Origin of the sequence: Paroceanicella profunda (assembly GCF_005887635.2) — a bacterium.
Lineage (GTDB): Bacteria > Pseudomonadota > Alphaproteobacteria > Rhodobacterales > Rhodobacteraceae > Paroceanicella > Paroceanicella profunda.
The window spans coordinates 211,975-225,976 of record NZ_CP040820.1 but is presented as its reverse complement, the minus strand read 5'-3'; the positions used below and the strand labels follow the sequence as shown (position 1 = coordinate 225,976).

Genomic DNA, 14,002 nt, shown 5'->3' with positions numbered 1-14,002 from the left:
TCCCCTGCGGCCCCGGCCCTGCCGGTTTCAGGCGGTGCCTCGCGGCCCCGGCCCGGCCAGTTTCAGGTGGTGCCCGGCAGCCCGGGTTCCAGCCGAGGTCGCGGCCACACGGCCGGGAGGCAGGGGGCCGATCGCCCGGGCGGCAACGCTCAGAGCAGGAGCACACCGGCCACGCCGGCGGCCAGCATGGCCACGCCGACAGCTTCGCGCGCGGTGAGGCGCTGCGCCGACATCCGCCGGGACAGCAGCTGCGCGAACAGGATCTCGCTCAGCGCCGCGGTGCGCACCAGCGAGGCCGATTGCAGCGCGAAGGCGAGGAACCAGAGCTGCGAGGCGAAGGCCCCGGCAAAGCCCGCCGGCAGCGACTGCCGGGGATTGCGCAGCAGCGCCCTCAGCACCTGCGGATCACGCAGCGCCAGCCACAGGCTGAGCACCAGAACCTGGAAGCTGAGGCTGCAGACCAGGGTGAAGCTCGCGTCAAGCAGGAACATGCCCGAGCCCAGCCCGTTGATCGCACTGCGAAAACACACCGCCGAGACGGCGAACAGCCCGCCGGACATCAGCCCGAAGGCGACCGGCCCCGCCCAGGCCTGCCCGCGCATCTCGCGCCCGGGCCAGGACATGGTCATCACCCCGGCCGTGGCCAGTGCGACGGCCGCCACGGCCGCGGCGCTCACCGTTTCGCCCACCAGCACCCAGGCCACGAGGATCACCAGCACCGGCTCGCATTTGGTGTAGGCGGTGACGATGAGAAAGGCGCGCTTGCGCATGGCCGCGAGCATCAGCCCTGTCGCGACGATCTGGGTGAGCGCGCCGACGGCCACCATCCCGGCAAAGCGCAGGTCCGGCAGCGGCGGCAGGCGCCCGACCCAGAGCAGAATGAGGCCGAAGAAGAGGAGGGCGAAGGGCAGCCCGTAGAGAAACCGCACATGCGTGGCGCCGACGGTGCCGAGCGGGCCGGTGAGCCCGCGCTGCAGCGCGTTGCGGAAGGTCTGCGAAAAGGCCGCCCCGAGGGTGAAGACGATCCAGAGCCAGTCGGGGGTCATGTGTCAGGATATCCGTTGCGGATCGGAGGCCGCGCCAGGACAGCCGCGGCGAAGCGCCGTGCGGCGCCCCGCGACCGGTCTAGTCCGTCGCGCCGAGATGGTCGAGGAAAAGTGCCACCACCCGGGCGCCTCTGGCCCCGATGTCGAAGGCACCGGCCTCCTGCGACCATTCCTCCAGCATGCCCGTGACCATCGCGTTGAAGCCGAGGGCGGCCAGTTCCGGGGTCCATGACGGGTTGAGCTGCCCGAGGCGCTGCGCATAGGCGAACACCGTCTCGAGCTGGCGGCGGAACTGCCGCGCATGGCCCGAGAGATCCGGGCCCTGCCGCGCGCCATCGACACCCGGCCCGGACATCTGGCGGAAGATCGCGTAGATGCAGCGCTTGTGATCATCGCGCTCGATCCGGCCGAAGGTCTCGGAGGTCACCCGCGCGAGCGCCTGCAGCGGCGCGTCGATCGATTCGTCGGAGATCGCGCTGACGAGATCCTCGATCGGGGCGCATTCGCGCTCCAGGATCGCGTCGAGGATCGCGGCCTTGTTGGCGAAATACCAGTAGACCGCGCCCCGCGTCACCCCCGCCGCCTCCGCCACGGCCTCGAGCGAGGTGTGCTCGAAACCCTTCTCGGCGAAGAGGTTGTGGGCGGCGGCGAGGATGTCCGCCCGGGTCCGCGCCGCCTGTTCCTTGGTGCGCCTCATGACCGGGCCATGCCCCGGACGGCACGGGCGGGCCGAAGCCCCCCCGCGCCGTGGCCCGCGGCCCGGCCGGTCATTCCACCGCTCCCTGCCCCTGCGTGCCGGAGCCGGGTGCGCCGGCCTTGCCGCGCGCGTGCGCTTCCAGCACCCGGTCCGCCCTGGTGTTGTTGAGCACGAAGACGAAGAACACGGGCACCAGGAACACCGCCAGCACCGTGGCCGAGATCATCCCGCCCAGCACCGCGGTGCCGAGGGCGTTCTGGCTGGCCGCGGAGGCGCCGGTGGCGATGGCCATCGGGATCACGCCCATGGAGAAGGCGAGCGAGGTCATCAGGATCGGCCGGAAGCGCAGCCGGCAGGCCTCGATGGTCGCCTCGTGCAGGCTCTTGCCGTCCTCGCGCAGCTCCTTGGCGAATTCCACGATCAGGATCGCGTTCTTCGCCGAGAGGCCGATGATGGTGATGATGCCCACGGTGAAGTAGACGTCGTTCGACAACCCGCGCAGGGTGACGGCGGCCACGGCCCCGATCACGCCCAGCGGCACCACCAGCATCACCGAAAGCGGGATGGCCCAGCTCTCGTAGAGCGCGGCGAGCACGAGGAACACCACGAAGATCGACAGGCCGATCAGCGCCGGCGCCTGGCTGCCGGACTGGATTTCCTGCAGCGACTGGCCGGTCCACTCGAAGGAGAAGCCCTGCGGCAGCTCCCCGGCGAGGCGCTCCATCTCCGCGATCGCATCGCCCGAGGCATAGCCCGGCGCGGCCTGGCCGGAGATGCGCACCGCCGGGTAGCCGTTGTAGCCCACCGCCTGGGCGGTGCCGGTGGTCCATGTCACGTCCGCGAAGGCGGAAATGGGCACGGAGGCGCCGTTCTGGTTCACCACGTTGAGGTTCAGGATGTCCTGCACATTCGTGCGCGAACGGTCCTGGGCCTGCACGGTGACCTGCTGCATGCGGCCGTTGTTGGGGAAGTCGTTCACGTAGTTCGAGCCGAGCGCCGTGGAGATCGTCTCGTTGATGTTCGCGAAGGTCACCCCGAAGGTGTTGGCCTTCTCGCGGTCGATGTGCAGCAGCACCTGGGGGCCGTCGGGCAGGCCCTCCACGCGCATTCCGGCGAGCACCGGGCTCTGCGAGGCCGCGGCCATGAGCTGGTCGCGCGCCGCCGCAAGCTCGGTGGACGAGCCGCCCGAGCGCTGCTGCAGCCGGAACTCGAAGCCGCCCGTGGTGCCCAGCCCCTGGATCGGCGGAGGCGAGAGCGCGAAGGCGATCGCGTCGCGGAACTGGCTGAAGGCGATGGAGAACTGCATGCCCAGCGAGGCCGCGTCCTGCCCCGCGCCGCGCTGGCCCCAGTCCTTCAGGGTGATGAAGGCGAGGCTGGCGTTCTGGCCGGCACCGGAGAAGGAGAAGCCCTGGATGGTGATCATCGTATCCACGGCGTCATTCTGCATCACGATCTTCTCCGCCGCCGAGGTGACGGAGCGCATGCGGTTGTCCGTGGCATCCGACGGGCCCTGGAAGCTGGCGATCAGGAAGCCCTGGTCCTCCTGCGGCAGGAAGGCGCTGGGAAGGTTGATGAACAGGTAGCCCATGCCCGCCAGCAGCGCGAGATAGATGATCATGAAGCGCCAGGTGCGCCTGACCATCCGCCCCACGCCGCGCGAGTAGCCGTGCGCCGCGCGGTCGAAGTTGCGGTTGAACCAGCCCGCCGGGCCGCCCTTGGTGTGGTGATGCCCCGCCTTCACCGGCTTGAGGATGGTGCCGCAGAGCGCCGGGGTGAGCGACAGCGCCATCAGCGCCGAGAACAGGATCGACACCACCATCGTCAGCGAGAACTGCTGGTAGATGATGCCCACCGACCCCGGGAAGAACGCGAGCGGCACGAACACCGCGCAGAGCACCAGCGTGATGCCCACGATGGCGCCGGTGATCTGGCTCATCGCCTTCTTGGTGGCATCCTTGGGCGAGAGGCCCTCCTCGGACATGATGCGCTCGACGTTCTCCACCACCAGGATGGCGTCGTCCACGAGGATGCCGATGGCCAGCACCATGGCGAACATGGTGAGCACGTTGATCGAGAACCCGGCGACCAGCATCACCGCCAGCGTGCCGCACAGCGCGATCGGCACCACGATGGTGGGGATGATCGTGTAGCGGAAGTTCTGCAGGAAGACGAACATCACGATGAACACGAGGACCATGGCCTCGATCAGCGTGTGGATCACCTTGGTGATGGATTCCTCCACGAAGGGGGAGGTGTCGTAGGGTATGGAGTAGCTCACGCCGGGCGGGAAGGTGCCCTCGAGCTGCTTCATCAGGTCATGCACCGCCTCGGAGGTGGCGAGCGCGTTGCCGGTGGGCGAGAGCTGAACGCCCACGGCCGCGGCCGGCTTGCCGTCGAGGTAGGAGGAGAAGGCGTAGCTCTGCGCGTCCACCTCGGTGGTCGCGACGTCGCGCAGCCGCACGAGGCTGCCGTCCTGGTTCGAGCGCAGCACGATGGCGCCGAATTCCTCCGGCGTGGTGAGCTGGCCGGTGACCAGCACCGTGGCCGTGGTCTGCTGGGAGACCGGGTTCGGCGCCGCACCGATGGACCCTGCCGCCACCTGGGCGTTCTGCGCCCGGATGGCCGCGACCACCTCGGCGGTGGAAAGGTCGTAGCCCACCATCTTGTCCGGGTCGAGCCAGATGCGCATGGCGCGCTCGGAGGCGAAGACCTGCGCGCGGCCCACGCCGGGCACGCGGCGGATCTCGTTCACGATGTTGCGCTGCACGAAATCGCCGAGCGCCACGGCGTCCTGCGTGCCGTCGTCGGAGATGAGCGAGACCACCATGAGGAAGGCGTTGCCCGCCTCCTCCACCTGCACGCCCTGCTGCTGGACCACCGAGGGCAGCGAGGCCTCCACGCGGCCGATGCGGTTCTGCGTGTCGACCATCGCCTGGGCGATCTCGGTGCCGCTCTCGAAGGTGACGGTGATGGAGACGCTGCCGGTCGCGTCCGAGGTGCTCTCGTAGTAGATCAGCCCGGGGATGCCGTTCAGCTCCTCCTCGATGGGCTTGGTGACCGTGAGGTAGAGGTCCTCGGCGGAGGCGCCGGGATAGACCGTGGAAATGGTGACCTGCGGCGGCGCCACGTTGGGATACTGCGCGATGGGCAGCATCGGAAGCGCGATCAGGCCGAACAGGACGATGAAGATGGCGACGACCCAGGCAAAGATGGGCCGGTCAATGAAGAAACGTGGCATCCGGGTTCGTCCTCAGTCGGTGCTTGTGGCGCTGGCGGGGGCCGATTTCGTGGCCTGTCCTGCGTCGCCGGACCCCTCGGCCGCAGCCGCGGTGTCCTTCGTGAGCGGGTTCACCCACTCAGTCGTCTGCACCGGGGCGCCCGGTCCGATCTTCTGGAAGCCGTCGACCACCACGCGCTCGCCCGGCTGGAGGCCCTGGTCGATCACCGTGCGGTCCTCGATGACCCGCGAGGTGATGACCGGGCGCAGGGCCAGCTTGTCGTCGCTGCCGACCACGTAGACCAGCGAGCGGCCGCTGGCGTCACGCTGGATCGCCTGGTTGGGGATCGCGATGGCACCGCCCTGGATGCCCTGTTCGATGCGCACGCGCACATACATGCCCGGCAGCAGCGAGAGGTCGGGGTTGGGGAATTCGCAGCGCAGCAGAACCTGACCGGAGGTCGGGTCCACCGTGGTTTCCGAGAACAGCAGCTTGCCGGCATGCTTGTAGACGGAGCCGTCGTCCCGCACCAGAACCACCCGGGCCGCGTTCGGCTCCACCTCCTGCAGCGATCCGTCGCGCAGGGCTTCCTGCAGCTCGATGAGCTGGGACACCGGCTGCTGGAAGTCGGCGTAAACCGGGTCGAGCTGCTGGATGGTGGCCAGTTCCTCGGCGTTGTTGGCCGAGACGAGCGCCCCCTCCGTCACCTGCGCGCGGCCGATGCGGCCCGAGATCGGCGCGGTGACCGTGGTGTAGTCGAGGTTGAGCTGGGCCTGGCGCACCTGCGCCACGGCGGAGGCGACATCGGCCTTGGCCTGGGCCAGCCCGGCGACGGCGTTGTCATAGGCCGACCGGCTCACCGCGTTGCTGCCCACGAGGGCGCTGGCGCGGTCCTGGTCCTGCTGGGCCTGGAGCTGGGTGGCCTCGGCACGGGCCAGGCTGGCCTTGGCGGATTCGAGCGCCACCTCGTAGGTGGCCGGATCGATGCGGAACAGCGGGTCGCCGGCCGCGACGGTCGCGCCCTGCTCGAACACGCGCTCCAGGATGATCCCGCCCACCCGGGGGCGGACCTCGGCGATACGGGTCGGGGCGACGCGGCCCGGAAGCTCGGACTGGAAGGGGATGGTCTCGCCCTTCGTGGTGATGACCGCAACCTGGGAGGGCGGCCGCTGGCCCTGTCCACCCTGCGCGGCATTGTCATCCTCGCGACATCCCGCGACCACCAGGACCATCAGGGACGCAAGGGCAAAACGGGAGCGGAAATAATCTTGCATGTCTGGAAGCCTGCGAATTGCAATGCCCGGGAACGGGGAAGGAACGAAACACTCGGCAAGGCGGCAGGCAAGCTCCGCCTCACTGTGCGCTGCAACATACATACGTGTATGCATGTTGCAAGCGCCCAAAGTCCCGCATTCGCAACAAATACGCTGAAGCAGCCATTCCGGCGCCCGGTCCGGGCCTCCCACGCGGGACGTGCCGCGCCGCCTGCCGCTGGGGCGCCGCGCCTGCCCGGGGCGCCTTTTCCTGCCCGGATTGCGCCGCAGCCTGCGCCCGCACCGGCATTCTGTCAGCACAGATGACGGTGGCCCGGCGCCGCCCTCACCCCACGCTCGGCCCTCGCGCGACATCTGGTCACAGAGCGCGCGCGACGCGAGGCTCCCCCCGCCCGGGGCTGCTGAGCGGACGCTCTCGCCCCGCACCGCATGCCACCCGTTCCGGCTCGAAACAGCGAATCCTGCGCCGGTCCGCTCCCCGTCCCGGGGCGGGGGCACTGCCCTCTCGGGGACTGCGAGCAGGAGGCAGCCGAACCCCCTGCCCATGCCGGCCAGGCGCCGGAACCCGGTCGCCCTGCGCACGCTTCGCTGGCCCCTCCCGCGTAAGGCGCGGGGGCACCAGCGGGCACAAGGCCCGCCTCAGTCCCTGCCGCACGTAGGGCACGGCCATGGCCCTGCCCCCGTCGCCGATGGCGCGGCCGCGCGGCTCTCCCCCCGGCGCACGGCGCGGCATCGGATGCGCGCGCCTCATCCTGTGCAGCCGCCGCACCGCTCACACCGCACACCCACACGCAACGGGGCGCCTGATACGCCGCCTTCCTGGCCCTGCCCCCATGACTGCAGGCCGGAACCCGGGTCGCGGCGCCCGATCGCGCCCGAAGACGGAAGGGCCAGTGCCCGGGACCGCCCCTCGCCGCAGCCGGATACGCTCCCGGGCCGGCGCGCGCCGGGACGGCGGCCCCCCTCGATCGGGGGAGGCCGGGGCGTGTCGTCCGGCAGGGCCGGGCGCCGCCTCTTCGGCGACCTCCGCGCCGCAGCGGAACAATTCCGCGCGCCGTGCGTTCTCCTGACACGCAGATCACGGGCCCCCCGGAAGCCCGCCCTGCCCCGGCCCCCGGATGATGCGCCGATGCCCGCAGGCGGATCTCTCGCTGACCGGCGGCCTGCGGCGCGTGCCGGACCGGCCCGCGTTCTGCCCGCGTTCTGAGTGTCCGCCCCTCTCGTTGCCCGTGTGTGTGTCGTCCGCGTCCGAACTGCCCAGGCTCCGAGGAGCCCGATCTCTGAACAGCGTCGTGTCTCAAGTGATTGCATCTCCATGTGCCGGCCCGTGAGCGGAATGGCGTGATGCCGTCCGGGCCGGCGCACTCGATGGCCACCGGTCGGGAGGACCGTGGCCCAAGGAACTCAAAGGGGGACTGAAGAATGCCCGCTACCTGCTCCGCCTGCCGCATCCGACAAGACCTCTTCCGGCCACGCGAGGCCCGTTCCGGGCCCTGCGCTGCGCCCGCGCGGCCCCGCCCCGAAGGCCGCCGCCCCGGTCTCCCGGCATGACGTCGCCTGTCCTGCTCGGCCTGAGCGCCGACGATCTCGCCCTGCCCGACCTGCCCGGAACCCTGCCGCTGGACGGCTTCTCCGGCGTGCTCATTGACGAGGCCACGTTCACCGCCGCGGCCGCGCGCATCACCGCGCTGCGGGCGGAGGGGATCCTGCCCTGGATGCGCCTGCGCGCGCCCCGCGCGCCCGCGCTGCAGGCCGCCCCCGCGGCCCTCGCACTGGCGGACGGCCCGCTTGACCCGCGCAACCTGCCGCCGCTGCCCGCCACCCTGCTCTGCCCCGCGCGGGAGAGGACGGAGACGGGCGCAGCCGGGCTGGCCGAGCGGCTGGAGGCCGGCGCGCGCGCGGGCCTCGCCGGCTTCATCATCGACGCGCCGCAACGCCTCCCGGAGGAGACGGCCCGGGCGCTCTTCGAGGATCTGCGCGCCCGCCACCCAGGCCTGATGCTGGTCGCCAACACCGCCGGGCTGCCGAAACCCGCCGCCGCGGCGGTGGGGCGGCAGGGCTACGACATGCGCGCCTCCTCGATCGGCTGGTGGGATTACCGCGCCCGCTGGCTGCCGGAGGAGACGCTGGACGCGCCCTGCACCCTCGCGCTGCTCGGAGACGGGCCCCCCGCCACCGCCCCGGCGCGCCTGGCCCGCCGGGTGCGCGCGGCCGCGGCGCTGTGCGGCGGGCTGGTGCTGCCGCTCGCCGAGGCCCGGCGTCTCGACGAGGACACCCGCCGCGCGCTGCGCGCCCTCAGCGAGGCCGCCTCGGCGTTCGACCGGCCGGCCCGCCCGCTCACCGCGCAAGGCGCGGGGGTGACGATGCTGCGGCGGGAGGGCCCGGCCGGCACCGGGGCGCTGCTCGTGCTGCTCAACACCGATGGCGAGGCGGAAGCGGCCCTGCCGGAGCTGCCGCCGGAGGCGCGCCCGCTGCTGCCCTGCGAGGCCGCCGGCGGCCCGCTGGCGCCCGCCGAATGCCGGCTGCTCGTGGTACCCGCCGCGCAGGCCCCCGCGCTGCCCCGCCGCAACCGCCGGCGCGAGGGCGAGGCCGTGCGCCAGGCCGCGGTGCCGGAGGCCCGGGTGATCATCGAAGGGCTCGCTCCCTGCGTGGACGGCGGCGCGGTTCCGGCAAAGCGCATCGCGGGGGAGACGGTGACCGTGACCGCCGACATCTTCACCGACGGCCACGAGATGCTGGGCGCCGAACTGCTGTGGCGCCGCGGCGGCGCGCGGGACTGGACCCGCGTTGCGATGGTTCCGCTGGGAAACGATGTCTGGAGCGCCGGGTTCATTCCCTGGAACCCGGGCAGCCATGTCTTCTGCGTCGAGGCCTGGATCGACCCGTTCGGCGGCTTCGCCCGCGACCTGGGGCGCAAGCACGAGGCCGGCGTGGTCTCCGAGGTGGACCTGATGGAGGGCCGCGGCCTGGTGGCCGCCTCGGCGGCGCGCGCCCGCGGCAAGCTGGCGCGCCGTCTGGCGGGGGCACTGTCGGACTTCGATGCGGCACCCGACCTCGCCGGGCGCACCGCGCGCCTGCTGGACGCGGAGCTGCTGCCGCTGATGGCGGCTGCCTGCGCGCGCCCGCATGCCACCGCGTCCGCGCCCATGCCGCTGGAGGCGGAGCGTCTCGCGGCCCGGTTCTCGAGCTGGTATGAGCTGTTCCCGCGTTCCATGAGCCCGGAGCCCGGCCGCCACGGCACCTTCCTGGACGTGATCCCCCGCCTGGCCGCATTGCGCGACATGGGGTTCGACACGCTCTACTTCCCGCCCATCCACCCCATCGGCCGGGTGAACCGCAAGGGGCCGAACAACACCCTCACCCCCGGCCCCGGAGACCCCGGCAGCCCCTATGCCATCGGCTCCGCCGAGGGCGGGCATGACACGATCCACCCCGAACTGGGCAGCATCGAGGATTTCCGCGCCCTGCGCGACGCCGCGGCCGAACACGGGCTGGAACTGGCGCTGGACTTCGCCATCCAGTGCGCGCCCGACCATCCCTGGCTCACCCAGCACCCCGGCTGGTTCGCCTGGCGGCCGGACGGCTCGATGAAATACGCCGAGAACCCGCCGAAGAAGTACCAGGACATCGTGAACGTGGACTTCTACGGCCCCGACGCCGTGCCCGAACTGTGGCTCACCCTGCGCGACATGGTGCTGATCTGGATCGAGGAGGGGGTGAAGACCTTCCGCGTCGACAATCCGCACACCAAGCCCTTCGCCTTCTGGCGCTGGATGATCGCGGACATCCGCGCCCGCCACCCGGACACGATCTTCCTGTCGGAGGCCTTCACCCGGCCGAAGGTGATGTATGCGCTGGCGAAGGCGGGCTTCACCCAGTCCTACACCTACTTCACCTGGCGCGACGACAAGCAGGGGCTGACGGACTACATCACCGAGCTCACCACCACCGCGCCCAAGGAGTTCTTCCGGCCGCATTTCTTCGTGAATACGCCGGACATCAACCCCTATTTCCTGCAGACCTCCGGCCGCCCGGGCTTCCGCATCCGCGCGGTGCTGGCGGCCACGCTTTCCGGGCTGTTCGGGGTCTACTCGGGCTTCGAGCTCTGCGAGGCGGCGCCGCTGCCGGGGCGAGAGGAGTATCTCGACTCGGAGAAATACCAGATCCGCCAGCGGGACTGGCAGGCGCCCGGCAACATCATCGCCGACATCACCCTGTTCAACCGGCTGCGCCGGCTGCACCCGGGCCTGCAGACCCATCTCAACACCCGCTTCCACCAGGTGGGCAACGACAACATCCTCTACTACGCCAAGCCCGCGCCGGACGGCTCGGACATGATCCTCGTCATGGTCTCGCTCGACCCGCACCACCCTCAGGAGGGCGATTTCGAGCTGCCGCTGTGGGAGTTCGGCCTGGCCGATCACGACAGCCTGGCCGCCGAGGACCTGGCCACCGGCACCCGCTTCACATTCGCCGGAAAGGGCCAGCGCGTGCATCTCACGCCCGACGAGCCCTACCGCATCTGGCACGTCATGCCGCAGGGAGATCAACCTCATGGATGAGCGCATCCACGCCGCAGACCCGCACTGGTACAAGGACGCGCTGATCTACCAGCTGCACGTGAAGTCCTTCATGGACAGCAACAATGACGGGATCGGAGACTTTCCCGGCCTGATATCGAAGCTGGACTACATCGCCGATCTCGGCGTCACCGCCATCTGGCTGCTGCCCTTCTACCCCAGCCCCCGGCGCGACGACGGCTACGACATCGCCGATTACCGCGACGTGAGCCCGGATTACGGCACGATGGCGGATTTCCGCGCCTTCGTGGCCGCCGCCCACGAGCGCGGCATCAAGGTGATCACCGAGCTCGTGATCAACCACACCTCGGACCAGCACGAATGGTTCCAGCGCGCGCGCAAGGCGCCCCCCGGCAGCCCGGAGCGGGATTTCTACGTCTGGTCCGAGACCGACAAGGCCTATGAGGGCACGCGGATCATCTTCCTCGACACCGAGAAGTCCAACTGGACCTGGGACGAGGAGGCGGGCGCCTATTTCTGGCACCGCTTCTACTCCCACCAGCCGGACCTGAACTTCGACAACCCCGCCGTTCTGGCCGAGGTGCTGGACGTGATGCACTTCTGGCTCGACCAGGGGGTGGACGGGCTGCGGCTGGACGCCGTGCCCTACCTGGTGGAGCGCGAGGGCACCTCGAACGAGAACCTGCCCGAGACCCATGACGTGCTGCGCCGCATCCGCGCCGATCTCGACGCCTACGCGCCGGGCCGCATGCTGCTGGCGGAGGCGAACATGTGGCCGGAGGACACCCAGGCCTATTTCGGCGAGGCGGGCGACGAGTGCCACATGGCCTTCCACTTCCCCCTGATGCCGCGCATGTACATGGCCGTGGCCCAGGAGGACCGCTTCCCGATCACCGACATCATGCGCCAGACGCCGGACATCCCGGACGGCTGCCAATGGGCGATCTTCCTGCGCAACCATGACGAGCTGACGCTGGAAATGGTGACGGACGCGGAGCGCGACTACCTGTGGAACACCTATGCCAACGACCGGCGCGCCCGGATCAACCTCGGCATCCGCCGCCGCCTCGCGCCGCTGATGGAGCGCGACCGCCGGCGCATCGAGCTGATGAACGCGCTGCTGCTCACCATGCCGGGCACGCCGGTGCTCTACTACGGTGACGAGATCGGCATGGGCGACAACATCCACCTCGGCGACCGCGACGGCGTGCGCACTCCGATGCAGTGGAGCCCGGACCGCAACGGCGGCTTCTCGCGCGCCGACCCGGCCGTGCTCACCCTGCCGCCGGTGATGGACCCGGTCTACGGCTTCCAGTCGGTGAACGTGGAGGCGCAGGTGTTCGACCGCCACTCGCTGCTGCACTGGGTGCGGCGCATGCTGGCGGTGCGCCGCGAGAGCCAGGCCTTCGGCCGCGGCACCCAGCGCTTCCTGCGCCCGCGCAACCGCCGGGTGCTGGCCTATCTGCGCGAGCATGGCGAGGACGTGATCCTGTGCGTGGCAAACCTGGGCCGCACCGCGCAGGCGGTGGAGCTGGACCTCTCCGAGTTCGGCGGCCGCATCCCGGTGGAGCTGACCGGCGACACGCCCTTCCCGGCCATCGGCCGCCTGCCCTACCTGCTTACCCTGCCGCCCTACGGCTTCTCCTGGTTCCGCCTCGCCACGGAGGCGGAGGCGCCGGACTGGGCCTCCGCCGCGCCGCCCTCGGAAGCCGAGCAATACACGTTCGTGCTGCGCCCGGCGCTCTCCGATGTCGCCCGGGGCCGCAACCTGGAGGTGTTCGAGCGCGAGATCCTGCCCGATTACGTCTCCCGCCGGCGCTGGTTCGCGGGCAAGGACGCGATCATCTCCCGGGTGGAGCTGCTCACCACCGCGCCGATGCCCGGCGCGACGGACCTGCTCTACGCCGAGGTGGCCGTGACCACCGGCGAGGGCGCGGAGGCGGAGACCGACACCTACGCCCTGCCGCTCGCCATCGCCTGGGAGAACGGCGAGGCCGGGCCCTTCGCGCCCAATCTCGCCCTGGCCCGGGTGCGGCGCGGCCGCCACGTGGGCCTGCTGACGGACGGGTTCTCCATGCCCGGCTTCGCCACCGCCGTGGTGGCGGGCTTGCGTGACGGCGCGTCCGTCCCGCTGCCCGGCGGCACGCTGTGCTTCCACCCCGCCGAGGCGCTGGACCTGCCGGAGGCCCCGGAGGCGGAGTGGATCGCGGCCGAACAGTCCAACAGCACGCTCATCCTGGGCGGGCGCGCGGTGATCAAGCTGCTGCGCCGCCTGCAGCCCGGCCAGCACCCGGAGGCGGAGATGATCCGCCACCTGCGCGCCTGCGGCTTCGCGCATGTGCCGCCCTTCCTCGGCACGGTGGAGAAGGTGACCGGGGGAGAAAGCTCCATGCTCATGCTGGTGGAGGGCTTCGTGCCCAACCAGGGCGACGGCTGGCGCTGGACCCTCGACGCCATCGCCCGCGCCGTCGGCGACGCGGATGCGCAGGAGGAACTCTCCCGCGCCGCCGGGCTGGCGGAAGCGCTCGGCCGGAGGCTGGCGGAGATGCACGCCGTGCTCGCACGGCCCGACGCGCCGGAGGCCTTCGCCCCGCGCCGGCTGGACGCGGAGGCCGCCGCCGCCCTCGGCAACCGCATCGCGGCGGAGCTGGCCACGGCCATCGACATCGTGGAGCGCGCCAACCTCGGCGGCGAGGGCGGCTCGCCCTCCGGCCGCTGGCTGCTGGAGCACCGCGACGCGCTGATCGCCCGCGCCAGGGAGGTGGCCGCCGGGGCGCAGGGCCGCGAGACCATCCGCGTCCACGGCGACCTGCACCTGGGCCAGGTGCTGGTGGCAGGCTCCGACGTCACCTTCATCGACTTCGAGGGCGAGCCCGCGAAAACCATCGCCGAGCGCCGCGCGCATGACCTTGCGCTGCGCGACCTTGCCGGGCTGCTGCGCTCCTTCGGCTATGCCGCGGCCACCGCGCGCGCCGCGCATCCCGAGATGACGGATGACCTCGCCGCGGATTTCGAGACCGCGATGCGCTACGCCTGCCTGCAGGCCTACCGCGCCGGCGCCCCGGAGGGCGCGGCGGAGACCGGGCTGCTGGCCCTCCTCGTGCTGGAGAAGGCCGCCTACGAGGTGGGCTACGAGGCCGCCAACCGCCCGCAATGGCTGCGCATTCCGGTGGAGGGCATGGCGCTGGCCGCCCAGGCCCTGGTCGGGGAGGCCGTGTCATGAGCG

The 14,002-nt window shown here is 71.1% G+C and carries 6 protein-coding genes; 2 read left to right on the top strand and 4 right to left on the bottom strand.

Annotation, left to right across the window (positions count from 1 at the left end; genetic code table 11):
- Positions 1–149: 149 nt before the first annotated feature.
- From FDP22_RS21630 to FDP22_RS21615, 4 genes are all read right to left on the bottom strand, one after another.
- A complete protein-coding gene (locus FDP22_RS21630; RefSeq protein WP_138576259.1) occupies positions 150–1,046 on the bottom strand; it encodes a DMT family transporter in 897 nt (298 codons plus the stop codon).
- A gap of 79 nt (positions 1,047–1,125) precedes the next feature.
- Positions 1,126–1,743 (bottom strand): TetR family transcriptional regulator, encoded by a 618-nt coding sequence (locus FDP22_RS25225; RefSeq protein WP_138576257.1) that lies wholly within the window; start codon positions 1,741–1,743, stop codon positions 1,126–1,128.
- Between the two features lie 70 nt (positions 1,744–1,813).
- On the bottom strand, positions 1,814–4,981 hold the full coding sequence (locus tag FDP22_RS21620; protein ID WP_138576255.1) for an efflux RND transporter permease subunit: 3,168 nt from the start codon (positions 4,979–4,981) through the stop codon (positions 1,814–1,816).
- Between the two features lie 12 nt (positions 4,982–4,993).
- Positions 4,994–6,235 (bottom strand): efflux RND transporter periplasmic adaptor subunit, encoded by a 1,242-nt coding sequence (locus FDP22_RS21615; protein ID WP_205910911.1) that lies wholly within the window; start codon positions 6,233–6,235, stop codon positions 4,994–4,996.
- 1,547 nt (positions 6,236–7,782) lie between these two features.
- On the opposite strand from FDP22_RS21615, the gene FDP22_RS21610 reads away from it, so the two are divergent.
- The gene (locus FDP22_RS21610; protein WP_138576251.1) at positions 7,783–10,797 is read left to right on the top strand and encodes an alpha-1,4-glucan--maltose-1-phosphate maltosyltransferase; all 3,015 of its coding nucleotides are present in this window, start codon (positions 7,783–7,785) and stop codon (positions 10,795–10,797) included.
- Positions 10,790–13,999 (top strand): maltose alpha-D-glucosyltransferase, encoded by a 3,210-nt coding sequence (gene treS, locus FDP22_RS21605; protein ID WP_138576249.1) that lies wholly within the window; start codon positions 10,790–10,792, stop codon positions 13,997–13,999. The genes FDP22_RS21610 and treS overlap by 8 nt, the downstream gene beginning before the upstream one ends.
- Positions 14,000–14,002 lie beyond the last annotated feature (3 nt).

What these genes read in the sequence shown, in the direction of transcription:
- FDP22_RS21630 (WP_138576259.1), bottom strand. Translation starts at nt 1,046, where the DNA reads ATGACCCCCGACTGGCTCTGGATCGTCTTCACCCTCGGGGCGGCCTTT.
- FDP22_RS25225 (WP_138576257.1), bottom strand. Translation starts at nt 1,743, where the DNA reads ATGAGGCGCACCAAGGAACAGGCGGCGCGGACCCGGGCGGACATCCTC.
- FDP22_RS21620 (WP_138576255.1), bottom strand. Translation starts at nt 4,981, where the DNA reads ATGCCACGTTTCTTCATTGACCGGCCCATCTTTGCCTGGGTCGTCGCC.
- FDP22_RS21615 (WP_205910911.1), bottom strand. Translation starts at nt 6,235, where the DNA reads ATGCAAGATTATTTCCGCTCCCGTTTTGCCCTTGCGTCCCTGATGGTC.
- FDP22_RS21610 (WP_138576251.1), top strand. Translation starts at nt 7,783, where the DNA reads ATGACGTCGCCTGTCCTGCTCGGCCTGAGCGCCGACGATCTCGCCCTG.
- treS (WP_138576249.1), top strand. Translation starts at nt 10,790, where the DNA reads ATGGATGAGCGCATCCACGCCGCAGACCCGCACTGGTACAAGGACGCG.